Below are 20,981 nucleotides of genomic sequence, written 5' to 3' on the forward strand. Positions count from 1 at the left end.
AACGAGGCGCTTGCTGCAGGGGTAGGGGAATGGACTACGTGTAATAGGGACTTGGCGCACACAAAGTGACCAAGTTTTGCTGTGTTAATTTTCCGGTTGCGCACCGGCTCCCACCATGAGAAAGCTCTGAAAATGCGTGCATTCGCTATGACCTAACAGCCGGCGAAACGCGCGATGCACGTGGCGCCGTGGAAAAGGATCAGACGATTCTCAAAATGGCCAGGGAATCCTTTTCGGACGTTCACGTCCTGCATCGATCGTCTAGATCTGCGGGCGCCGCATCTACTGAAGATCATTCAGCTGGCTGTACTGATCGCTTTGCTGGCATGAAGGAATGCGATCAGGCGTCACGCGCGCCAGTCACGGCGTCTGGCATGGTCCGTCACGCTGAAGCTGCAACGGCAACGGCACCGTGGATCGATCCCGCTTTCACGACGCCCTCGTGCGATGCGGTGACGGCCGCGCCGGAAACGCTCAATTCAAACTGCACTTACGCGGCTGCAAACATCCCTTCATCGACCGCCGAATCACTCCATACCACTTCATTGAATTGGCTGGCATGTGCTGGCATTGATGAAACGGCAGGGAATCGTGCTGCCGCAAAGTGCGTCGGGGCGATCCAGTGATTGCTTTTGGCATGCAAACGCAAATGGAGCGAAGATGGTACGAACATGCATCGGGATAACACTTCCATGACAACATCCACTGTCCGCGCAACCAGCAGCCCTACTCCATTCACGGTGACGCTGACGGATGACCTCGGGCATACGTGGTTGGCCGATGAGCCGCCCGAGACAGGCGGTGCGAACACAGGCCCCTCGCCCACGCGCTTGCTGCTTTCGGCGCTGGGGGCGTGCACCGTCATCACCCTGCAGATGTATGCGTCGCGCAAGCAATGGCCGCTGGCTGCCGTCGAGGTCGAATTGCGCTTCAATCCCGATGGCGAGCCCGCTGCGGGCAGCGACATCACACGCGCGATCACCCTGCAGGGAACGTTGACCGACGATCAGCGCGAACGCCTGCTGCAAATCGCGAACGCGTGTCCGATCCACAAGGTGCTGACCGGTGAGGTGCGCATCGCCACGCGCCTGGAGGCCGGGGCAGCAGACCCATCGGCCCTTGTGGGAGATCGTGCATGATCAAGATCCTAGGCATTTCCGGAAGCCTGCGTGCGCAGTCCTACAACTCTGCGTTGCTGCGCGCAGCACAGACCCTGGTCGATACCGGGGTCACGCTGGATGCCGCCACATTGCACGACATACCCCTTTACGACGGCGACCTGGAACAGCGCGAAGGACTGCCAGCGCCGGTCGCCGATCTGAAGGAACGTATCGTCGCGAGCGATGGCGTGCTGCTAGTGACGCCGGAGTACAACAACGGCATACCCGGCGTGTTCAAGAACGCGATCGACTGGCTGTCGCGACCGCCGGCCGACATTCCGCGCGTCTTCGGCCATCGGCCGTTCGCAGTGATCGGCGCATCGCCCGGTGGCTTCGGCACCATCCTTTCGCAGAACGCATGGCTGCCTGTGCTGAAGGCGCTCGGTACGCGGAACTGGTCGGGTGGTCGCCTGATGGTTTCGCGCGCCCACCTGGCCTTCGACGAGCACGGCGAATTGCGGGACGAGGCCATACGCACACAGCTGGGCGATTTCCTGCGCGGCTTCGCAGCGTCGATCGGCGGCTAGCCTTCATTGGCTATGTAGGTTGGGGTGAGCGAAGCGAAGCCCCACGTCTGTGCAGGGAGGCCGAGGCAATGTTGGGCTTCGCTGCGCTCACCCCAACCTACGGGTTGAGGCAATGTCGGGGCTCACCGCACTCACCCAACCTACGAGCCACCGTGGCTCTTGTGGGAGCGAATTCAGTCGCGATTGGCTTGACCCCGGCTTGTGTCATCGCGATTGAAGTCACTCCCACAGGCGAGGGTCTCCCGGTTTTCGCCGAGAATCACTGTCGCAACTACGCTATGGAGGACGGAAGAATGCAGTGGATCTTTGAGCAGGAATCCGTCGACTGGGACGAGTTGTCGGAGCTCTACCGGATGGCGCCGCCAGGAGACAAGAGGCCACAGGACCTGAAGATCGTGTTCTCCAACAGTCGCTACAAATGCTTCGTTTATGACGACGGCCATCTGATCGGCGCTGGTCGAGCCCTCGCTGACGGTATCGACTGCGCCTACCTGTGCGATATCGCAATTCATCCCGACCACCAGGGCGTGGGGCTGGGCAAGGCCATCATCACCACGCTCAAGCAGCTCTCCGCAGGACATCGCAAGATCATCCTGTATGCCAATCCGGGAAAGGAAGGCTTCCACCGGAAACTGGGTTTTCTGCGCATGCGCACGGCGATGGCGATCTTCAGCGATCAGGATCGGGCGTTGAGGGCGGGTCTGGTCGAGGAACCCTGATCACGTTTACTGCTCACCGTCAGCGCAGGTGCAGCCAATTCACATGGACGCCGTTGGCCCGATCTTCGGTGCGATGCCCTGGGCGTTCCTCGATGACCATGCCCCACACGGTGCGGACGCTGTCACCCAGGTGACAGTCCACGCGGATATGCTCGCCAGGGGTAAGCGGAAAGCGGGTTTCCAGCACCATCACCTGATCGCGCTCCCACACCAGCAACGCGGTCTTGCCAGTGGCGGCGCCCCAGCCAATATGGATCTGCACCTCCAGTGGCGAATAGGTGCCCCGGTTATCGAGCTTCCAGCTCTCGGTTTTCTGCAGCAAAGACTCCAGGTGCGGATCGCTCCAGTCCACGCGGCTGCTCGACAGCTTCGATTGATGTTTATGGTGGCTCATGCGGGCAAATATCCCCTTGGTCGAGATGACTCACGGGATACATCGGCAGCAACGGCAATTTCTGTAGGGCTTCCGGCAAGAAATCATCGCGATGTGGCGCTGCAGGATCCCGCTCAGGCCTGTGCGGCAAAACCGCGCATCAATGTTCTCCGGATACCACCAGGGAGGATCATGGCCTGCCGCTCATTTCAATGAAATGGATATCCAGGAACCCCGCCATGCAGGCGACCCTTGCTTCGGAAACTTCGCCCCCAGCGCATACCTCGCCGCCTGGCTTTTGCGTCGGCTGCGCTTACGTGACGGGTTGCGAGGCGGGCGGTTTCGGCAAGCCGGAGCTCTCCGGTCTGCGCCACCTCGTCGAACGCACTGGGCCGTTGCGCAACGGCGAATATCTGTATCGCCCCTCGACCCCGGTTCGCGCGCTCTACGCGGTGCAGACAGGCATGGCCAAAACCGTGATGGTGGACATCGTCGGCCGCGAAAAGGTACTGGCCTTCCACCTGCCCGGCGAAGTCATCGGGCTGGATGCCGTCTGCCAGGATCAATACGACAGCGCCGTCGTGGTGCTGGGCAAGACCCGGTTCTGCAAGTTTCCGTTCGCCGCCATCCGCCAACTCGCCCATCGCCAGACCGACGTGCAATGGCATCTGATGCAGGTGCTGAGCCGTCAGCTCCGCCAATCTCAACTTTATAGTGGCGACCATCCAGCAGAAGAACGCATGGCCAGGTTCCTGATCGATCTGCGCGATCGCCGAGCAGCGCTTGGTCTGCCGACGGAGCGCCTGCCGTTACCCATGTCACGCGCCGACATCGGCAACCATCTGGGGCTGGCAACAGAAACCGTCAGCCGCCTGCTGGCCCGCTTCCGCAATCAGGCGCTGGTCAGGATCGACCGAAAGGGGCTGGATCTGCTCGACAGCGTGAAGTTGCGCGATCTCAAACCTTCGCCACAAAAGCACTGATTTGCTTTCGCCGGAGACGATGATTCAGCTCGCTTCGCCGGGTAAAGGCAACATCAGTTCGAAGACGCAGCCACCGTCTATTCGCGGCAAACAGCTGATACTGCCGTGATGGTGACTGGCGATCTGCCTGACCAGCGCCAGTCCAAGCCCCCAGCCATTGCCGGTCTCTGCCGTGTTTGCGGGGCGATAGAACGGCTCGAAAATGCGTTCGCGCTCGGCTTCGGTGATGCCCGGCCCGCGATCGCTCACCTGCAGGATGCGGTTGCCTTGATTGTCCAGGGCAAGACGCGCATCCACGCCGTGGCCACCATATTTCAAGGCATTTTCGAGCAGGTTGCGTATCAGCCGTCGCAATAGCCGCCCGTCGCCGCGAACTTCGGCGGGAACGATCTCGAATGCGATATCGAGTCGCGAGCACTCTTCCGCCACCAACACGGCGAGATCCAGCGTATCCCTTGGCAGCGCGATATCTACCGTTTCCAGTTTGCTGGCCAGCAGAATCTCCTCGATCTGTTCGCTGATTTCTGCGCAATCCTGGCGCATGCCCTGCAACAACTCAGCACGCGGCGCGGTCTCGTAAAGCTCCAGCGCAAGTCGCACGCGCGCCAGTGGCGAGCGCAATTCATGCGAGGCGTTGACCAGCATGCGGCTGTGCGCCTCGAGCAGTTTTGCGACACGGTCGGCCATCGCGTTGAAACTGGTGGCCAGGCCCGACACTTCATCCTGACCGGAAACCGGGGAACGTACCGCCAAGTCGCCGCCGCCGAAGCGATCCACATCGCCGGCCAGCTCCTCGAGTCGCCGAGTCAGACGACGCACCACCGGATAGGTGCCCAGCGCAACGGCGAGCGCAATCAAGGCGAGCAACGCAAGTCCGCCGAGATGAAGATTCAGCGAAGACGTATGCATGCGGGCGACGACCACACGGCCATCGTCGAGCCGGATGATCCGCAATATGGCATTGGCGTGGATTGGCATGGTCGGCGCGGTCATGGCCGGGCCATTGATCCCGGTCTGATTGCCCGCGCCGGCCAGGCGCACTCCATGACGGTCATACAGCGCGAGACCCTCAGTCGGGGGAACCACCAGCGCGGCCAGCGACGTCTGCAGCGTAGCGGCATCGTCGTCTGGCGGGAGTGCTCTGCTGACCAGCGCCCCCATGAAACGGTCGTGGTCCGCGTCGGCCGATCGCTCGGCCGTAAATTGCCATAGCAGCGCGCTGAGGATGACCACCACCGCCAAAGACGCAAGCGTGGTCAGATAGATCCGCATGTATAGACGCTGGATCACAGCGACGCCTCATCGTCCTGCACGCGGGTGAACAGATAGCCGACACCGCGCAGCGTGAGGATCCGCTTGGGTTGCTTGGGATGATCCTCGATCGCGGCGCGAATATTGGAAATATGCACGTCGATGGTGCGGTCAAACGCGTCCATCGCGCGACCCGCCACACAATCCAGCAACTGGTTTCGACTGACCACGCGACCAGCACGTTCAGCCAGCGCCAGCAGGATGTCGAATTGGTAACCGGTCAGGTTGCGGCACTCCCCATCCAGCCGAACCTGGCGCGCTTCCCGGTCGATCTCCAGTCGACCGAAGCGCAGGATCGGGTTGATCAGGGCCGTGCCTCGACGCAGAACAGTGCGCAGTCTGGCGAGCAGTTCGCGCGGATCGAACGGTTTGGGCAGGTAGTCGTCTGCGCCCAGCTCCAGGCCGACCACACGATCGGTGGCCTCGCCCCGTGCAGTAAGCATGATGATGGGCACGCCACTGGATTCGCGCAGCTGGGTGCATACGTCCAGGCCGTTCGCATCGGGCAGCATCAGGTCGAGGATGATCGCGTCTGGCATCGAGCGCCGCTGTTCGGCCAACCCGTCGCTGGCGGTATGCCGGGAGGTCACCTGGTAGCCGCTTTGCGAAAGATACTGTTCCAGCATCCCGCAAAGGCGTTCGTCGTCGTCGATGATCAGGATGCGTTGGGACACCGGTCGGCTCACTGGTTGGCGAATGCAGCTGCCATCACGGCATGAGGGCAGCTGCGAATCATAGAGCGAGACATCACATGGCGTGATGATGCGCCATGTGCGAGTCCATCATCTGGTCAATCTCCGCCCCTAGTTTCACACGCTGCGAGGGTGTCAGCACCCGGGCAACCGCGACCGCGGTGTCCGACAGGCCGCGACTGGCTGCCAGCGCCAGACGATCCTGTTCGGCACGCAGCGTTGCAACAGCCGCATCGTCGATCGGATTGGCGGTGAGCAGCGTCTTCAAGCGCCCAACGGATGCGTGGTAGTTCTGCATGTCGGCATGCTCGGTATCCATCGCCTGCTTCATGATGGCTTGGATCTGCTGCTTCTGCGCATCACTGGCTCCGGCTTCGGTCAGTACTTTGTCGAAATGCGCGTGCATCTCTTCATGCGAATGCGCACCACCATGCATCTGCTGAAAAAAGGAGCCGCTGGCTTCGGTAGTGGAGTTCGTGGTGGTTGCACGCGCAGACGGTACCGCCGTCAGATACACCGCCGTCGTACCCACGGCGATCGCGGCGGTCAACGCGAAGCTTCGCAACGCGATTGCTTTCCAGTTCGGGCCACGGGATGAAGTTGCGGACAACGCCATTGTTTTTGTGCTTTTCATAGCTGCCACCTGCATGGGAAGTGTTGGGATCGCCGCGTGGTTGATGCGCGGTCAGATGCAGCGTGGCGTGCGCAAGTTCAGGCCTGACAAGCGCCATGTAAAGTTTTATGTAGAAGCAGGATTGCATCACCGTTCTGCCTGCAGCGACTCCAACGTACCGCTTGCAAATCTTTACCCTGCCAAGACATTCCCCAAAGACGCGGTCGCTAGCGTGTCGGCCAGCATGACGACACCCGCCGTGCACGACCGCAGAGGAATGATTCCCATGCTCCAGGATGCCGCAACCTTCACCGACCAACCCATCCAACGCACCCGCACCGCGGGTATTGTCATCGCTTCCGCCGCCGTCATCTCGACCCTCTTCGTCGCGCTAGATCACAGCGGCGGCGGCAGCAATCCGCTGGAGATTCTGCAGGGCATCGCCAGACTGCAGCTGTTGAAAGAGGTCGTACATGCCGTGGCTATCGCCAGCGTGTGCGCTTTCGCGTTCGGCTATGCGACCCTCGCACGACGACTGGGTCTACGCCGACCACTGATACTGCTCGGTCTGACGACCTACCTTATCGGCTGCGCCGCCATGATCGGCGCAACGATCACGGATGGCTTCATCGTCACACACATAGCGGTAGATGCTATCCACGCCGCTCCCGAACGCGTCGCCTTCGCGTACAACCTGATTCACTATGCTGGCGTGGCGCTCAATGACATGGCAAAGCTGGGCTGGATCCTGCAAGCCGTCGGGACGCTGGCATGGTCCATCGCACTTGTGCGGGAACAAGGATTCAACCAGGTGGCTGGTGTCGTCGGCATGCTGTCGAGCACACTGGTCGTCGCCCTGATATTCGGTTCAGCAACGAATATGAGCATGACCTCCCTGCTCAGCGTGCTGCTGGCACAACTGATCTGGAATTTCGCGGCAGCCGTGCTGCTCGCGCGCGACCCGGCCGGCGTCAACCCGTTGGCGCTACAGGAACCAGCCATTTCATGAGGGGATGGGCTATCGTAGGATCAGGTTCCCTGCGGAGAATGTCATGCCTCGTGTAATCCTCATTGCACTTGCATTCGCGGCTTACGCTGTCTTGCCGATGCCAGCCATCGCACAGAGTGGGCTCTCTGGTATCACCGAAAGCGTTCGAACACTGGATATCAATTTCGACGCCGCCGATGCGAATCACGACGGCCTGCTCAGCAAGGATGAAGCCAAGGCCGGGCACGTCCCCTTCATCGTCAAGAACTTCGATGCCATCGACACCAGGCACCGCGGCCTGGTGTCGAAAGACGACGTGCACCAGTTCATCCAGAGAGCGCTGATGCGCTCGCAGCCGGCGCCTGCTTCATCAGCAAAACGGAACTGACCGTTCACGTCGCTATGGATGGCTCGCTGAGAGAACATTCTCACTATGAGCGGGACTTTTCACAGGGTGTTGAGAAACCGGCTGCTTTCACTGGCCGTTATGGATTCCACGCATGCTCGGGGTAATAACGGCGCATCATGCGATCGACGTAGGCGGCAAGATTCGGATGCCTTTCCGCTGCCTGGCGTAGCGGTGTGTCGAAGAACGGCGTCAGTACCGCGGCGAGCACTCCGAAAGCGGTAGCGTCGACGCCGCTGGGCGAATCACCCATGAAGTAGGACTTGTCGCCGAGCAACTGCGACAGTGCATCGATCGAGCGCTTTCCCAGCTCGGCGATTTGCGGGGGCGTCTTTCGGCCCAGCCCCTGCGCATGTAGCTCGACGGCCTTGCGTGCCTGCAAGTCATGACGCAGTTGCGCGCGATCCGCTTCGGGCGCGCTGTCGGCGAAATGCGCCGGTCCCTTGGCGAAATTTTCGGGGTCGATCCAGCGGAACCAGACCATGGCGAAGTAGAGATGATCTTCGAGCAACCGCTCGATCGCCCAGGATTCCGCACGCTTACGCGTATCCAGACCCTCGTCCAGATCCACTTCGTATTTCTGCTCGATATGCGCGCGGATAAAGGTGGAGTCGCTCACCACTTCATCGTGATCGTTGATGAAAGGCAGCTTGCCATTCGGCGCCTGCGGTGGAATGGCTGATGCCCGGTCATAGGCCAAGCCAGCCATCTTCAACTGCACTTCGGTCTTGATCACGAACGGGCTGGTGTCGGTTATACCGAAACCGGCGCGACTGGCGTACAGGGTGATGCTCGATGAAGACATGCTCATACTCGGCGGCAAGGTTGTGCGAAGTCTGGCCATGGACTGCTGACACCATCGTGTCAGCAGTGGTCGTTGGAACGCGCTCGATCAAACCGATGTTCGGTACGTCACCGGAATTTTCGATCACTGCTGTGTCGGGTGATGAAGTGCGCTGATGACCGCGGCAATAAGATCGCCGATGCCGGTGCCGCCGTGCTGGCTGATACCCAGGCGCGCGATCACCAGATGCTCCGACGGCACGATGATGACGTACTGGCCCATGGCGCCGCGGGCGTAGAACATGTCTTTCGGCGCTTGCGGGATGCCCCACGGCGCACCCCACACAGGCACGCTGCCTTCGTTCACCAGATTGGTCCAGAAACCTGCTCCATAGCCGGTCTTGAGGGTTTGCGAGTGACTGTAGGCCACCCAACCTTCGGGCAGGATGCGACGTCCGTTGACCACGCCATCGTCGAGATAAAGCTGCCCGAATCGAGCAAAGTCGCGTGCCGATGCGTAGACATGGCTTGAGCCGACGGGCGTGCCGGCAAGATCGGTTTCGAAAACGGCACTGCGCATACCCAGCGGTGCAAACAGTTGATCACGCACGAAGCGCTCCGCGTCCACCGCACCGCCGTCGCCTGCCGCATCGGCCGCGATGCGGGCAAGCAACACATAGCCGACGTTGCTATAAGCCCAAGCTGTGCCTGGCGCATGCACCAGCGGCACTGTCGCCGCATAGCGGGCCATGTCGTTCTCCAGGAAAAACATGCGCGACATGGGATTGACCGGGCCGTCGGTTTCATCGAATGGCAGGCCACTATCCATGCGCAGAAGCTGGTCGATAGTCATCGCGTGATGCGGATCGTCCAGTGACGCCCACGCGGCCACGGGAGCGGTCTGATCCAGGCGTAGCTTGCCCTGCCTCACCAGGATGCCGATCAACGCGTTGGTGATCGACTTCGATAGCGAGTGACCCCAGATGAGGGTGTCGGGCCCGTAACCCGACGCATAGCGTTCCGCAATGATCTTGCCGTCGTGCAGCACGACGATGCCCTTGGTCAGTCGCGGCTGTGCCGGGTCGGGCTCGGCAAACGCGCGGTCGAGCGCCTGACGCAATCTCGGATCAGTGGGAACCACCACCGGTTCGGCGAAGGCACTGGTCATGGGCTGGGCCTTGAAACCCGCCGACTCGGGCAGCGCAGCATCCCCATGCACCAGCACGCATCCAAGACCCTCACGATAGACAGCACGCGCGCCATAGGCGCCAAGCACCGCACTGCGCACCTCCTGTTTCTCATGATCCACGTGATAGTGCAGCGCCCATCCAATGCTGCGCATATTCGGCAACTGCTCTTGCGCAAACATGCGGTCGGGGTCAACGTGCGACAGGAAGGCCGCATCACAAAGCGAACGACTCACCGAGTTGGTGGCGATGGTAAGCGCCTTGCCGGCGACCGCGTTGATGAAAAGTGCCCCTGCAACGGCGATGACCAGCAGTGTCACGGCCGTGATCCTTAACGTGCGAGAAAGCATGAAGATCCTTCCTTGTCAGGTCGTTGTGCCTTGCCGCTGGCTGGTGCAGCATTCCGGGTGGCCTGCGGAGATTATCGCAATAGTGCGGTCGCGCGCTTCAGCTCCGCCAGGCAGGTCGCAGCAACGAGACCCTTCGGCAGTACGTCGAGGGTGGCTGTCTATTTCGCCTCGTCTCGTTCGTCATTAGGAAAAGCCCCACCACCTCGACGGAGCCGCACGATGACCTTGAAGCTATACGCACACCCGCTCTCCTCCTACTGCCAGAAGGCCCTGGTCGCGCTGTACGAAAACGACACGCCGTTCGAATGGTGCCTGCTGTCGCACGAGCAACCGCAGATGTGGGAAGAGCTGGCAGCGCTGTGGCCGCTGAAGCGCTTTCCCGTACTGGTGGACGCCGGCCGCACGGTCACCGAGGCGAGCATCATCATCGAGTACCTCGACCTGTACCACCCGGGGCCGGTGCCACTGCTGCCCAAGGATGCCCGCGCCGCGCTCGAGGTTCGCAGCATGGACCGCTTCTTCGACAACTACGTCTCGACACCGCAGCAGAAGATCGTGGTCGACAGCCTGCGGCCAGAAGCAGAGCGCGACCCGCGCGGCGTCTCCGATGCACGCGCGATGCTCGACATCGCCTACGGCTGGCTCGACGATCACATGGCCGGGCGCGAATGGGCGGCCGGTGACAGCTTCACCCTCGCCGATTGCGGCGCAGCGCCCTTCCTGTTCTATGCCGACTGGACGCATCGCATCGACTCATCGTTCCCGCACGTGATCGCCTACCGGCAACGGCTGCTGGCACGCCCATCGTTTGCACGCGCTGTTGACGAAGCACGGCCTTATCGTTCGCTTTTCCCACTAGGCGCACCCAATCGCGATTGATCTGCCGCCCAAAGGAGTCCGACCATGACGCACGCCCCTACCCTCGTTCCCGCCGCCGAATTTGCACAGCGCAATGACATGCGATTCCCGAATGAAAGTGACGACTACCGCCGCGCGCGCAATGCGCTGTTCATCGAGGAAATCGAACTGCGTCGGCACATCGAACGCGTTGCTGAACAACGTCGCGCACTTCCACCCGGCGGCGAGGTAACTGGCGACTACCGGTTCGAAGGTGAACACGGGCCGCTCGATCTAGCCGGCCTGTTCGGCGACAAGCAGACCCTTGTCGTCTACAGCTACATGTTCGGCCCACAGCGCGAGCGTCCCTGCCCGATGTGCACGTCGCTGCTGAGTGCATGGGATGGCGAAGCACGCGACGTCGGGCAGCGCGTCGCGCTGGCCGTGGTCGCACGCTCGCCGATCGATCGCCTCGTCGCGTTCAAGAAGGAACGCGGCTGGCGCGACCTCAACTTGTATTCCGATACGAACGGCAACTTCAGCCGCGACTACCACGGCATCGGTAGGGACGGTGGCGATGACGCCGCATTCACCGTATTCACCCGCCGCGACGGGACCATCCGCCATTTCTGGAGCGGTGAGATGGGCTTCGACTCCGCCGATCCCGGCCAGGATGCGCGCGGCGCACCCGACCTGATGCCGCTGTGGACCATCCTCGACGCCACCCCCGAAGGACGTGGTACTGACTGGTATCCGAAACTCCAGTACCCCGGCTGATGCATCTGTTGATCAGGCCGGCGGCCTGCATGGCCACCGACCTGATCAACCTGGTTGAATCCAGCCAGCCAGTCGCATCCGATTTCAATGCCAGCGCTACATTGCAGCTATGGCGCGAGCCATACGAAGGCAGCTGTCTCCATGGCCGCATCCACGCTCTAGCGGTGTTCGTCCAGCTGGCGCACTTCGCAACTGATGTCCCATTCGTCGCCGTGGACCATCAGAAAGCGTTTGGTCCAATGGATGGCCTCTTCCATCGACTTCGTTTCCATCATCGCGTAACCGCCGATCACTTCCTTTGTCTCGGTGAACGGGCCGTCGATCACGCTGATCTTTCCGTGAGCAAGCCGTACGCGCACGCCTTCCGAGGTCGGCTTGAGTCCCGCGGTGTCGAGCATCACTCCGGCCTGTTTCACTTCTTCCAGCAACTTGCCCATATCGCTCATCAGCTTCTCGCTAGGCTGAAGACCGCTGTTCTCGTTGATCCTGACCATTGAAAGGAATCGCATCGACTTACTCCTGAAGTGGTTGTTCCGGACCGGGCGCCGGACGATTGCGCATCCTGAAGACCCCGCGGCTACCGATGCAACGAATGGGAGCTGCCAGGATCGACATGTTCGTCAGAACTTATTTCCGCGCGCGATGGCGATTCATGCTCAAACGTTCGCCGTGGAAACAAAAACCTTCATGCGGGCTTCGCGCAGTTGACCATCCATGCCTTGCCGTAGCGATCCGTCAGCATGCCGAAGCGTGTGGCCCAAAACGTTTCCTGGATCGGCATCTGCACTTCGCCACCTTCCGCCAGCGCGCTGAAGATGCGCTCGGCTTCGGCGGGCGTGTCGATCGGAAGACTTACGCAGCTCCTTCTGGATACACTGTGCGGCGGCCCATCGGCGCCCATCAGGATGCCGCCGGCACAGTCCAGTTGTGAATGCATGACACGATCGTGCGCCTCGGGCGGCACCTCACTGGCCATGGGCGATTCGCCGAATGTCATGCGCATGGTGATCTTGCCGTTGAAGACTGTGGCATAGAAGTCGAACGCTTCACGGCACTGGCCGTCAAAGTCGAGATACGGAATGAACTGCATGATGGTGGCTCCTGCGTTGGTGAGGATGCGTCGCGGCTGATGCCGGGCGGCTGTTCCTGGAAACGACGAACGGGAATGGACTGGATCGACAGGGTCGACCAAGAAGGTCGGTGGCGCGCAAGAAACCGCACTATGCGCTTCAGCGATGTCAGATTCGACGAAAATCTTTGTCCTCCGTACAGGCTGGCGCAAGCCAAAACAGGGTCAGCTCAGCCATGGAGCCTCAGCCAGTTGCGCCCTGGCTTTTCGCTGTTCGTGCTTTTCGGATTCCATATCCTGGACGTCACACCCGGCTAACAGTCGAGAGTGCAGCCTGATCGTCCATCCAGCAATAGTTCGGCTCCCTGACAGCTCCTGATCTGTGGTCGAGGTCTTCGCCATGAACAACCAAGACGTATCCCGCTCCCATTCGATATGGCATGTGAGCACATGGCCGGGCGTCATCGCCCACATCGTCCATCGACCGAAGGAAGCCTCCGAACAGCCCCCGGTGCACATGACCCGGCGACAGATGTTGCTCGCAGCGCAGGATCAACAGCGGCGAGAACGGCACGAACAGATGATGGAGCAGCTGCGCTACATCAAACCGCGGGGACGCGGCACCTCGTGAGTCGTGTGGAGCAGATTGCACGGGCACGAGCACAACGCAAAGTTTCCAAAACTACGACCTGACCCTCGCTTTGCTTAGCGCAGGGATGGACGTCCACGCCTCCGATGAAACGGGCGTCCATTACTCAGATCTTTGACCGCTCCAGCGACTGAAAACCATCCGGTGAGCCATCGACGAACTGCTCGGTGAGCATGCGGATGAAGGCGGATACTTTTCGACTGACGTGACGGTGTGGCGGATACAGAGCCCACACTTCGATGCTGCGTTGTGCAGCCGTGCCCCACACCGTGAGGCGCCCGGCATCCACGTCGGCCTGCACCAGCGAGCGCGGCATCATCGCGGCACCAGCACCATCGAGCGCGGCGTCCAGCACCATCGTCATCGACGACAGGCGCAGCGCCGGCCGGATGCGCAGGGTCATCACACCTCCAGCATGGATCAGGTTCCACGGTGCGTCTTCGGGCGTGCCCAGAAGTAACACCGCCGGCACCGGCTCGGCATCGCTGCCCGGTTCCGGCCTGACGATCGACGGATGTGCGGCGACGATCAGCTCATCGCGCAGAAAGCAGCGACCGGCCAACTCGGTGGTGGGTTTCGGGTTGGCGCGGATGACCAGGTCGTAGCCCTCCACCAATGGATCGATGAAGCGGTCGTCGGCGGTGATTTCCAGTTGCACTTTGGGAAACGTGGCCGCGTATCGCGCTGCGATGCGGCCCAGCCCGCGTTGCGCGAAAAGCACCGGTGCGTTCACCCGTAGCCTGCCGTGCGGCAACCCGACATCGCCCATCAGCGCTTCCTTGATGTCGTCGATGCGGCCGAGCAGCGCGGCGGTCTGCTCGTGCAGTGCGGCGCCTTCTTCGGTCAGCCGCAACGTGTGTGCGCCCCGCTCGATCAGCAGCATGCCCAGCGAATCCTCCAGCTGCCGCACGCGGCGTGACAGCGAAGCCTTGGGGCGACCCGTGGCCCGACTGGCTCGACCAAAGCCACCGTGGCTGGCCACCGCGTTGAAGTCGGCGAGTGCTTCCAGGTCCATAGGTGTTCCATATCTGAGACGACCAGTCCCGATTCTACGGCTTTCGTTCCCTTGGTGAAACGGCCAAATTAACTGGGCACTGCACCGAAACCTGTTCCCACCAAGATGAAGGAGTAACGACATGAGCATTCTCGTCACGGGTAGCACCGGCGCCATCGGCAGCCAGGTCGTCAACGGTCTGGTCGCGCGAGGCGCGACCGTGCATGGCCTCACCCGCAACCCCGACAAAGCGAACTTCCCGAAAGGTGTGCGCGCGGTCGTCGGCGAAATGACCGACGTTGAGTCGATGCGCGCAGCACTGAAAGGCGTCGACACGCTGTTCCTGCTTAACGCCGCGGTCACCGATGAAGTCACCCAGGCGCTGATCACGCTGGGGCTGGCGCGCGAGGCCGGCATCCAGCGCATCGTCTATTTCTCGGTGCACAACAGCGATTTGTTCACCGACGTGCCGCATTTCAGCGGCAAGTACACGGTGGAGCGCGCGATCGAACAGCTCAACCTGCCGGCCACCGTGCTGCGGCCGTCCTACTTCATGCAGAACGACGTGATGATGAAGGACGTGCTGCTGCAACACGGCGTCTACCCGATGCCGATCGGCGACCTCGGCGTGGCGATGGTCGATACACGCGACGTCGCCGAGATCGCAGTAGCTTCGCTGCTGCGCCGCCAGCAGGCCAGCACGCCGCTGCCACGCGAAGTAATCGAGCTGGTTGGTCCCGACACGCTCACCGGCCGGGACGCCGCTGGGATCTGGTCAACCACGCTGGGCAAACCCGTGAACTACGCCGGCAACGACCTGCCCGGCTTCGAGAAAAACATGGCGAGTCGCGCGCCATCGTGGTCCGCCTACGACCTCCGCCTGATGCTGGCGCGCTTCCACAGCGACGGCATGCTGCCGACGCCCGGTGCCATAGAAATCATGACCGGCATCCTGGGCCACGCGCCGCGCTCATACCGGGATTTTGCAAAGGAGACGGCGGCGTCATGGCATTGAGCGACCTTGAAGGCGATCAGAACCGCCTGGCTTACCCATAAGCGTGAACCGCGTTCTGTCTCGGCACCTCGTGCTGATCCAGAACTGTGGTGCGTCAAGCGGCCTCCACGGATACTCTGAGCAGGCGATTCCGGCGAAAGGCGGATGGGCTGAACGCTCGAAGAGTGGCCCCGGAGGGGCGCGCGAAGCGAATAGCCCAATGTTTTCGAGAAGGCGCCAAAGCACTGAATTCCGACCTTCGCCGGAATAATGGCAGCGTTCTGTTCACACCAACTTTTAGCCAGCGGGCGGCAAATCAAACACGAACGGCGTTTGCTGCGCCGATGCCCGTTGGCCGAAGGCGAGTGCGAACGCCGTCAGACGGCCATACGGCGCCAGAGAAATCGTCGCCCGAAATTCCACATGCTCGATGAGGCAAAACAACGATGCCTCCAGCAAGCTGATGTCATGCGGCGGCATATCGTCGATGACCTCGTTCACCTTTTCATCAAGCCATTCCAGCGCGTTCCGCATCCCGGCAGCGGCCTTCACGAAGTAGACGCTGTCCACCGGCAGCTTCGCGATCTGCGTACCAAAACCAAGCTGCACCTGCGCCTGCATGGCATGCCAGACGAGCTCCTGCGCATTGCGCGCCTGCACGCCGCGCCCATCCTCCGGCCAGATGATGCGTCGATGCTCCGATGTGAGTTCTGCAAGCGCGCGGCAGATGTTCTCGGCACCGAAGATCGTCACATCTCCCATCTTCAGCACGGGCAGCTTGAGCGCGGGATTTCCGGCGTAGTCGCGTGCGTCCAGCGATGACAGATCGTAGACCGGAGCGAACTCGCAGGCCACACCAAGCTCCAGTGCGAACATGCGCACGAGACGGGTGAAGTGCGAGCTGCTGCGCCCAACGATGCATGGGGCCAGCAACCGGTCCATGGTGTCTTCGATGATCAGGGGTCACCTCTCGGCATGAATCGACCGACTTGTTTTTGGTTGATGGTCGCAATCGGAGCGCAGACACTTTCTGCCAGAAGCAATGTCTTCGAACCCACTGGCCTCAAGAGCCACTCCAGTATGCCCGAAGATCGAATGGCCACTGAAAACCTTCGAGCGCTCTCACCCTAGACGCAAAGACAGTGGGCATGCATGATTACTTCCCAGGGGAATCCAATCGTCATGAACCGACCCAATGCGTTGCGTGATTTGCGCAACCATGCGCGCTGTGCAAAGGAGTGACGATACCAAGGGGAGTTTCTGTGGCTAAAGAATGGTCGATCATGGTCGCCATGGTGCGTCCAGGTACTCGTGCGTTTCAATTTCCCGGAAACAGGGCTTCGCGTTGGACTTGGGTCATGAAACGACTCACCCAGGTATCTGCACTCGTCGCGCTGATCGTTTCACTAGCCGCCTGCGCTGAATTTTCCGTCTACAAACCTGCACCGGACGTGCCACTGGCCGACGTCAGGCTGTCGCCAGAAATGGCAAAAGAGGCGCTGGTTATGTGCCAAGCCCCCCATGATTGCCATGAGCTTCCACCATTCAACGACGTGATTCAGGTGCCCACGAATCAGCGTATTTCTCTTTACAGGAAATATCAGGGCAGGCCTTACGGACGTGAGGGGTTCTGCTCGGCAGGCATCAGCTTTTTGCCAAAGTATGGCCAGCGATACTTCGCCGCGTTTATGATCGTTGCCAATCAATGCACGTTACGCATTTACCGATGGTCACCCAAGCATGGCCGTCCTCAGCAATTCGAATTCGGACAGGCAACCGCGGATCTAGCCGCCTATGTGACTTTCGACCCCACGATGGGACCACCCATTCCGCTTTACAAGAATTAATGCGACTTATCCAAGCGACCCATCTGCAAGCCGAAATATGACGAGCCGGGCGCGAAAGAGTACGTCTCGGCAACTGTTCTGTTCATAGCAGAAACCCGCTAGCCGCCGGCAATTACCCCCCCGTTACACGATGAGGCAGCTTCCAGCCGGGTCGGACGAAGTGGCAGGTATAGCCGCTCGGATAGTGCTCAAGATAGTCCTGATGCTCGGGCTCGGCTTCCCAGAAGTCGCCGGCCGGCGCCACTTCCGTCACTACCTTGCCGGGCCACAGGCCTGAGGCATCGACGTCGGCGATGGTGTCTTCGGCAATCTCCTTCTGTTCCTCGGAGGTATAGAAAATCGCCGAGCGATACGCGCTTCCACGATCGTTACCCTGCTGGTTCAGGGTGGACGGATCGTGGATCTGGAAGAAGAATTCCAGCAGCGAGCGATAGCTCAACTTCGAAGGATCGAAGATGATTTCGATGCCCTCCGCATGGCTGCCGTGATGGCGGTAAGTCGCGTTGGGCACGTCGCCGCCGGTGTAGCCCACACGGGTGGAGATCACGCCGGGATACCGGCGCAGCAGATCCTGCACGCCCCAGAAGCAGCCGCCCGCCAACACTGCACGTTCGTTGCTCATCGCACATCCTCCACCTGATTCAGATAAGCCCCGTAACCCTCGGCCTCCATGGCATCGCGGTGGATGAAGCGCAGCGATGCCGAGTTGATGCAGTAGCGCAGCCCGCCACGATCCCGCGGACCGTCAGGGAAAACGTGTCCGAGATGGCTGTCACCGTGCGCCGAACGCACCTCGGTGCGGATCATGCCGTGTGTGCCGTCTTTCAATTCGTTCACATTGGCCGGTTCGATCGGCTTGGTAAAACTCGGCCAACCGCAGCCTGATTCGAATTTGTCAGACGAAGCAAACAGCGGCTCACCCGACACGATGTCGACGTAGATGCCCGGCTCCTCGTTGTCCAGATATTCACCGGTCCCGGGCCGCTCGGTGGCGCTCTGCTGGGTAACGCGATATTGCTCCGGCGAGAGCTTCGCAATGGCATCTGGGTTCTTGCTGTACGTGTTCATGGGCTACTCCTGCTTCAGGCAACGGTACCGCTGTGAAACGGTCATTAAATCCCGGCCGACAACATCATCCGATGGGATGGGATCGTGCATAGATTGGGGTCCGCAAGGCGAACTCCAGCCTCCACCGATGCATTTCGAATCGGAGCGGCTCAAGGTTACGTGCAGGGCAACGCGACCAGAGCCACAGGGAACGTAGAAAAGCCGCTCTTTGCTCGTCATTCCTGCGAAGAAAGGACAAGCGCAAAGTGCGTAGAACGCTCGAAGAGCGGCCCCGGAGGGGTGTGCGAAGCGAATAACCCAGCGCCCTTGCCCCTCAAGAAACCCGAAGCTGCTGGATGGCCTGCTTCGCTGTTGAAAAGCGCCTCCTGCCCTAGCCCCCTTTGGGGGTTCGCAGGCACCACGAGCGGGATAAGGGTTATTAGAGTGCACCTTATCGGCTTTGGCCTTGACCGCACCGGGCGCGCTCGGCGACTGCGATCGGGAATTGCAGCGGCCCTATCGCCCAGGGTTATCGGCGAGCGTCCATTTTCAGGGCAAAGAAATCAATGCTCGGGCAACAGAGGGATAGCCAGGCTGCGTTCGCTGTCGCCGGTTGCCCCCGTATGCATGCTGGGCGGCAGATGGCCGACATCCCCAACGGAGATGACCTTGAAGCTGCCGTTGGCCTCGACACGGATCTCGGTGATGCTGGCATTGCCGACCGACATTTCCAGCCACGCCTTGGGGTCGACGCCGAGCGCGCGCGTGACCAGGTAGCGGATCACGTTGCCGTGGCAGACGAACAGGTCAGTGCGCTCGCTGCCCATGGCATGTTTGAAGTAATGGACGAAGACCCGGTCGAGCTGAGCTTGACAGGCCGACAGATCTTGCGGCTTTTCATGGGCCATTACCTCAGCCCGTCGAGTGGGTGGCGTGCATTCGGCGAGGTCGTTGACCACCTCGAAATGGCGCCCCGGGAAATCAGCGGCAATGATCGCCGCCGTATCGCGCGCACGTTGCACCGGGCTGACATACATTGCGTCGAAACGCGTCGGCAGACCTGCCAGGCGCGCACCCACCAACTGCGCCTGCGCAACGCCGATCGGCGCCAGATGCGGCCCCGGCTGATCGCCAAAGGCTGGATCCGGCACGTAATAGCCGTGCCGCACCAGCACGATGGTCCGCGCCGCAGGCGCCTGCATATCGGCGGCGTGTGCCCCTGCGATCAACAACAAGCAGCAAAGGCTTGGTATGAAGCTGTTCATGTCTTGAGTATTGCGCAACTGACGTTGCAAGAGCCAGTCAGTGCGATTCAATGACCCCGGTCACACTAATGACTATTCATTTGATCATTTATACGGAAAAACCCGGAATAAGTTACAGCTATCCAGGGGCCTCGATAGTGCTAGCGTGAGGAGTCGCCATTGCACAGCGACCAAGGACGGGGAATCCAGTTTTTTGTTTTGGGTATGCCGATGGACTTGGATAATCCAGGTTCGGGGACCACAACATATTGCTTCCACTGGAGAAAAATATGCAGTCGAATAAGGCTTTTGGCACGCGTCATTTGGTCAGGATCGCCATCGTTGCAAGTCTCGTTGGTGCAGCGTGGCTCCCTGCGGCTTTTGCCGCTCCCGCCGTCGATGAGGTCGTCGATCAAGCAAAAGCGCAGGCCATGGAGAGTTGGCGCTCAGACATGGCACGTGTCGAGACACCCACGGAAGGCTGCTTTCAAGCCTCGTATCCCAGCATCATGTGGAAGCAGGTCAACTGCACCGTTGTGCAACCGCGCGTCCATCCTCTGCCACGACGCGTCAACAAGACGGCCGGCGCTTCGCAAACCACCGGCAATGGCGATGACTACGCCATCAAGGTTTCCGGGCTGATCAGCAGCACAGTCGGAACTTTTCCGTCGGTCACGGGTGTCACGTCTGAAAAAAGCGTAGGTGTTCCAGCGTTCGGCGACGGCGGCATCCTTGGTCCGAATGAATACACGCTGCAGGTCAATTCGAACTACAACGCAACCACCGCAGCCTGCAAAAGCCACTCGGGCTGTACGGTCTGGCAGCAATTCATTTATTCCCCGGATTATCAGACCCAGGGGCAGGCAGCCGTTTTCATGCAGTATTGGCTGCTCGGCTACGGTAACAGCTGCCCGAGCGGATTTGGCAGCGACGGTGCCGGTGATTGCTACAAGAACAGTTCCGCCGTCACAGCACCGGATGTACCGATTACCCAGCTTGCGAATCTGAAGCTCTCGGGAAGTGCCACAGCCAGTGGCAACGACAAGGTGGTCTTCACCAATGGAAGCACCGCCTACACAATCAGTGCGAAGGACAGCGTGCTTGATCTGGCGAATGCCTGGGACGAATCGGAGTTCAATGTCGTTGGCAATGCGGGCGGATCGGAAGCGGTGTTCAACTCCGGCTCGACGATCAAGGTCAACGTTGCGGTAAGTGACGGAAGCACCACGAAACCGACGTGCGCCGCGAATTCCGGCTCAACCGGAGAAACCAACAACCTGAACCTGGGCAGCTGCACCGCCTCGAGCGGAACGACACCGTCGATTCAGTTCACCGAGTCAAACTAAGTACCACGATCGATGCACGTTGAAGTCGCACAGGAATGAAAGCCGAGGGGCACGCCCCTCGGCTCTTGTTCGAACAAGTCAGCGC

The 20,981-nt window shown here is 60.7% G+C and carries 26 protein-coding genes; 13 read left to right on the forward strand and 13 right to left on the reverse strand.

Annotation, left to right across the window (positions count from 1 at the left end; genetic code table 11):
- Positions 1-188: 188 nt before the first annotated feature.
- The 4 genes from HDE77_RS14615 to HDE77_RS14630 all read left to right on the forward strand — a co-directional run bounded on the left by HDE77_RS14615 (position 189) and on the right by HDE77_RS14630 (position 2,406).
- The gene (locus tag HDE77_RS14615) at positions 189-626 is read left to right on the forward strand and encodes a hypothetical protein (RefSeq protein ID WP_184418392.1); all 438 of its coding nucleotides are present in this window, start codon (positions 189-191) and stop codon (positions 624-626) included.
- A gap of 66 nt (positions 627-692) precedes the next feature.
- Complete coding sequence (locus HDE77_RS14620) at positions 693-1,139, forward strand: OsmC family protein (protein WP_184418393.1); 447 nt, start codon at positions 693-695, stop codon at positions 1,137-1,139.
- Complete coding sequence (locus HDE77_RS14625; protein WP_184418395.1) at positions 1,136-1,687, forward strand: NADPH-dependent FMN reductase; 552 nt, start codon at positions 1,136-1,138, stop codon at positions 1,685-1,687. Before HDE77_RS14620 ends, HDE77_RS14625 begins: the two co-directional genes overlap by 4 nt.
- A 293-nt stretch (positions 1,688-1,980) precedes the next feature.
- Positions 1,981-2,406, forward strand: coding sequence for a GNAT family N-acetyltransferase (locus HDE77_RS14630; protein ID WP_184418397.1), 426 nt, complete (start codon positions 1,981-1,983; stop codon positions 2,404-2,406).
- A 19-nt stretch (positions 2,407-2,425) separates the two neighbouring features.
- Here the strand turns inward: HDE77_RS14630 and HDE77_RS14635 are convergent, their stop codons facing one another.
- Positions 2,426-2,800: a hypothetical protein gene (locus HDE77_RS14635; protein ID WP_184418399.1), complete on the reverse strand. Its 375-nt coding sequence runs from the start codon at positions 2,798-2,800 to the stop codon at positions 2,426-2,428.
- A 218-nt stretch (positions 2,801-3,018) separates the two neighbouring features.
- Between HDE77_RS14635 and HDE77_RS14640 the strand changes: the two genes are divergently transcribed.
- Positions 3,019-3,762: a helix-turn-helix domain-containing protein gene (locus HDE77_RS14640; RefSeq protein WP_184418401.1), complete on the forward strand. Its 744-nt coding sequence runs from the start codon at positions 3,019-3,021 to the stop codon at positions 3,760-3,762.
- Positions 3,763-3,786: 24 nt separating this feature from the next.
- On the opposite strand, the gene HDE77_RS14645 is transcribed toward HDE77_RS14640, so the two are convergent.
- From HDE77_RS14645 to HDE77_RS14655, 3 genes are all read right to left on the reverse strand, one after another.
- Complete coding sequence (locus HDE77_RS14645; protein ID WP_184418403.1) at positions 3,787-5,052, reverse strand: HAMP domain-containing sensor histidine kinase; 1,266 nt, start codon at positions 5,050-5,052, stop codon at positions 3,787-3,789.
- Positions 5,049-5,747: a response regulator transcription factor gene (locus HDE77_RS14650; protein WP_184418405.1), complete on the reverse strand. Its 699-nt coding sequence runs from the start codon at positions 5,745-5,747 to the stop codon at positions 5,049-5,051. The genes HDE77_RS14645 and HDE77_RS14650 overlap by 4 nt, the downstream gene beginning before the upstream one ends.
- A 73-nt stretch (positions 5,748-5,820) precedes the next feature.
- Positions 5,821-6,399, reverse strand: a complete 579-nt coding sequence (locus tag HDE77_RS14655) for a Spy/CpxP family protein refolding chaperone (protein ID WP_184418407.1) — start codon at positions 6,397-6,399, stop codon at positions 5,821-5,823.
- 55 nt (positions 6,400-6,454) lie between these two features.
- Here HDE77_RS14655 and HDE77_RS14660 point away from each other — a divergent pair, with 55 nt between their 5' ends.
- Complete coding sequence (locus HDE77_RS14660; protein WP_184418409.1) at positions 6,455-7,387, forward strand: hypothetical protein; 933 nt, start codon at positions 6,455-6,457, stop codon at positions 7,385-7,387.
- Between the two features lie 97 nt (positions 7,388-7,484).
- Positions 7,485-7,754 carry an EF-hand domain-containing protein gene (locus HDE77_RS14665; protein WP_255482742.1) on the forward strand — a complete coding sequence of 90 codons (270 nt, stop codon included), beginning with the start codon at positions 7,485-7,487 and terminating at the stop codon, positions 7,752-7,754.
- A 97-nt stretch (positions 7,755-7,851) separates the two neighbouring features.
- Here HDE77_RS14665 and HDE77_RS14670 read toward each other — a convergent pair whose 3' ends face one another.
- The gene (locus HDE77_RS14670; RefSeq protein WP_184418413.1) at positions 7,852-8,577 is read right to left on the reverse strand and encodes a glutathione S-transferase family protein; all 726 of its coding nucleotides are present in this window, start codon (positions 8,575-8,577) and stop codon (positions 7,852-7,854) included.
- Positions 8,578-8,700: 123 nt separating this feature from the next.
- Positions 8,701-10,062, reverse strand: a complete 1,362-nt coding sequence (locus HDE77_RS14675) for a serine hydrolase (protein ID WP_343206125.1) — start codon at positions 10,060-10,062, stop codon at positions 8,701-8,703.
- 249 nt (positions 10,063-10,311) lie between these two features.
- On the opposite strand from HDE77_RS14675, the gene HDE77_RS14680 reads away from it, so the two are divergent.
- The gene (locus HDE77_RS14680; protein ID WP_184418417.1) at positions 10,312-10,971 is read left to right on the forward strand and encodes a glutathione S-transferase family protein; all 660 of its coding nucleotides are present in this window, start codon (positions 10,312-10,314) and stop codon (positions 10,969-10,971) included.
- 24 nt (positions 10,972-10,995) lie between these two features.
- On the forward strand, positions 10,996-11,706 hold the full coding sequence (locus tag HDE77_RS14685) for a DUF899 family protein (protein ID WP_184418420.1): 711 nt from the start codon (positions 10,996-10,998) through the stop codon (positions 11,704-11,706).
- 158 nt (positions 11,707-11,864) lie between these two features.
- On the opposite strand, the gene HDE77_RS14690 is transcribed toward HDE77_RS14685, so the two are convergent.
- Both HDE77_RS14690 and HDE77_RS14695 read right to left on the reverse strand, forming a co-directional pair.
- Positions 11,865-12,215 carry a YciI family protein gene (locus HDE77_RS14690; protein ID WP_184418422.1) on the reverse strand — a complete coding sequence of 117 codons (351 nt, stop codon included), beginning with the start codon at positions 12,213-12,215 and terminating at the stop codon, positions 11,865-11,867.
- 176 nt (positions 12,216-12,391) lie between these two features.
- Positions 12,392-12,796 carry a VOC family protein gene (locus tag HDE77_RS14695; RefSeq protein WP_184418424.1) on the reverse strand — a complete coding sequence of 135 codons (405 nt, stop codon included), beginning with the start codon at positions 12,794-12,796 and terminating at the stop codon, positions 12,392-12,394.
- 379 nt (positions 12,797-13,175) lie between these two features.
- Here HDE77_RS14695 and HDE77_RS14700 point away from each other — a divergent pair, with 379 nt between their 5' ends.
- Positions 13,176-13,406, forward strand: a complete 231-nt coding sequence (locus tag HDE77_RS14700) for a hypothetical protein (protein WP_184418427.1) — start codon at positions 13,176-13,178, stop codon at positions 13,404-13,406.
- Positions 13,407-13,530: 124 nt separating this feature from the next.
- Here the strand turns inward: HDE77_RS14700 and HDE77_RS14705 are convergent, their stop codons facing one another.
- Entirely contained in the window at positions 13,531-14,439 is a 909-nt protein-coding gene (locus HDE77_RS14705) for a LysR family transcriptional regulator (RefSeq protein ID WP_184418428.1), read from the reverse strand.
- Positions 14,440-14,560: 121 nt separating this feature from the next.
- Here HDE77_RS14705 and HDE77_RS14710 point away from each other — a divergent pair, with 121 nt between their 5' ends.
- On the forward strand, positions 14,561-15,433 hold the full coding sequence (locus HDE77_RS14710; RefSeq protein ID WP_184418430.1) for an NmrA/HSCARG family protein: 873 nt from the start codon (positions 14,561-14,563) through the stop codon (positions 15,431-15,433).
- A gap of 276 nt (positions 15,434-15,709) precedes the next feature.
- Here HDE77_RS14710 and HDE77_RS14715 read toward each other — a convergent pair whose 3' ends face one another.
- A complete protein-coding gene (locus HDE77_RS14715) occupies positions 15,710-16,354 on the reverse strand; it encodes a glutathione S-transferase N-terminal domain-containing protein (RefSeq protein ID WP_184418432.1) in 645 nt (214 codons plus the stop codon).
- Positions 16,355-16,770: 416 nt separating this feature from the next.
- Between HDE77_RS14715 and HDE77_RS14720 the strand changes: the two genes are divergently transcribed.
- The gene (locus tag HDE77_RS14720; RefSeq protein WP_184418434.1) at positions 16,771-17,259 is read left to right on the forward strand and encodes a hypothetical protein; all 489 of its coding nucleotides are present in this window, start codon (positions 16,771-16,773) and stop codon (positions 17,257-17,259) included.
- A gap of 112 nt (positions 17,260-17,371) precedes the next feature.
- On the opposite strand, the gene msrA is transcribed toward HDE77_RS14720, so the two are convergent.
- The 3 genes from msrA to HDE77_RS14735 all read right to left on the reverse strand — a co-directional run bounded on the left by msrA (position 17,372) and on the right by HDE77_RS14735 (position 19,571).
- Positions 17,372-17,881, reverse strand: coding sequence for a peptide-methionine (S)-S-oxide reductase MsrA (msrA, locus tag HDE77_RS14725; RefSeq protein ID WP_184418436.1), 510 nt, complete (start codon positions 17,879-17,881; stop codon positions 17,372-17,374).
- Positions 17,878-18,327, reverse strand: coding sequence for a peptide-methionine (R)-S-oxide reductase MsrB (msrB, locus tag HDE77_RS14730; RefSeq protein ID WP_184418438.1), 450 nt, complete (start codon positions 18,325-18,327; stop codon positions 17,878-17,880). Before msrB ends, msrA begins: the two co-directional genes overlap by 4 nt.
- A 542-nt stretch (positions 18,328-18,869) precedes the next feature.
- Complete coding sequence (locus tag HDE77_RS14735) at positions 18,870-19,571, reverse strand: histidine phosphatase family protein (RefSeq protein ID WP_184418440.1); 702 nt, start codon at positions 19,569-19,571, stop codon at positions 18,870-18,872.
- A 431-nt stretch (positions 19,572-20,002) separates the two neighbouring features.
- Between HDE77_RS14735 and HDE77_RS14740 the strand changes: the two genes are divergently transcribed.
- Positions 20,003-20,896, forward strand: a complete 894-nt coding sequence (locus HDE77_RS14740) for a hypothetical protein (protein ID WP_255482743.1) — start codon at positions 20,003-20,005, stop codon at positions 20,894-20,896.
- The last annotated feature ends 85 nt before the right edge of the window (positions 20,897-20,981 follow it).

It is taken from the genome of Rhodanobacter sp. MP7CTX1 (assembly GCF_014205795.1).
Classification (GTDB): Bacteria; Pseudomonadota; Gammaproteobacteria; order Xanthomonadales; family Rhodanobacteraceae; genus Rhodanobacter.

Coding starts and splice junctions, on each gene's coding strand:
- HDE77_RS14620 (WP_184418393.1), top strand. CDS start 693: ATGACAACATCCACTGTCCGCGCAACCAGCAGCCCTACTCCATTCACG.
- HDE77_RS14625 (WP_184418395.1), top strand. CDS start 1,136: ATGATCAAGATCCTAGGCATTTCCGGAAGCCTGCGTGCGCAGTCCTAC.
- HDE77_RS14630 (WP_184418397.1), top strand. CDS start 1,981: ATGCAGTGGATCTTTGAGCAGGAATCCGTCGACTGGGACGAGTTGTCG.
- HDE77_RS14635 (WP_184418399.1), bottom strand. CDS start 2,800: ATGAGCCACCATAAACATCAATCGAAGCTGTCGAGCAGCCGCGTGGAC.
- HDE77_RS14640 (WP_184418401.1), top strand. CDS start 3,019: ATGCAGGCGACCCTTGCTTCGGAAACTTCGCCCCCAGCGCATACCTCG.
- HDE77_RS14655 (WP_184418407.1), bottom strand. CDS start 6,399: ATGAAAAGCACAAAAACAATGGCGTTGTCCGCAACTTCATCCCGTGGC.
- HDE77_RS14660 (WP_184418409.1), top strand. CDS start 6,455: ATGCAGCGTGGCGTGCGCAAGTTCAGGCCTGACAAGCGCCATGTAAAG.
- HDE77_RS14665 (WP_255482742.1), top strand. CDS start 7,485: ATGCCAGCCATCGCACAGAGTGGGCTCTCTGGTATCACCGAAAGCGTT.
- HDE77_RS14670 (WP_184418413.1), bottom strand. CDS start 8,577: ATGTCTTCATCGAGCATCACCCTGTACGCCAGTCGCGCCGGTTTCGGT.
- HDE77_RS14680 (WP_184418417.1), top strand. CDS start 10,312: ATGACCTTGAAGCTATACGCACACCCGCTCTCCTCCTACTGCCAGAAG.
- HDE77_RS14685 (WP_184418420.1), top strand. CDS start 10,996: ATGACGCACGCCCCTACCCTCGTTCCCGCCGCCGAATTTGCACAGCGC.
- HDE77_RS14690 (WP_184418422.1), bottom strand. CDS start 12,215: ATGCGATTCCTTTCAATGGTCAGGATCAACGAGAACAGCGGTCTTCAG.
- HDE77_RS14695 (WP_184418424.1), bottom strand. CDS start 12,796: ATGCAGTTCATTCCGTATCTCGACTTTGACGGCCAGTGCCGTGAAGCG.
- HDE77_RS14700 (WP_184418427.1), top strand. CDS start 13,176: ATGAACAACCAAGACGTATCCCGCTCCCATTCGATATGGCATGTGAGC.
- HDE77_RS14705 (WP_184418428.1), bottom strand. CDS start 14,439: ATGGACCTGGAAGCACTCGCCGACTTCAACGCGGTGGCCAGCCACGGT.
- HDE77_RS14710 (WP_184418430.1), top strand. CDS start 14,561: ATGAGCATTCTCGTCACGGGTAGCACCGGCGCCATCGGCAGCCAGGTC.
- HDE77_RS14715 (WP_184418432.1), bottom strand. CDS start 16,354: ATGGACCGGTTGCTGGCCCCATGCATCGTTGGGCGCAGCAGCTCGCAC.
- HDE77_RS14720 (WP_184418434.1), top strand. CDS start 16,771: ATGAAACGACTCACCCAGGTATCTGCACTCGTCGCGCTGATCGTTTCA.
- msrA (WP_184418436.1), bottom strand. CDS start 17,881: ATGAGCAACGAACGTGCAGTGTTGGCGGGCGGCTGCTTCTGGGGCGTG.
- msrB (WP_184418438.1), bottom strand. CDS start 18,327: ATGAACACGTACAGCAAGAACCCAGATGCCATTGCGAAGCTCTCGCCG.
- HDE77_RS14735 (WP_184418440.1), bottom strand. CDS start 19,571: ATGAACAGCTTCATACCAAGCCTTTGCTGCTTGTTGTTGATCGCAGGG.
- HDE77_RS14740 (WP_255482743.1), top strand. CDS start 20,003: ATGGCACGTGTCGAGACACCCACGGAAGGCTGCTTTCAAGCCTCGTAT.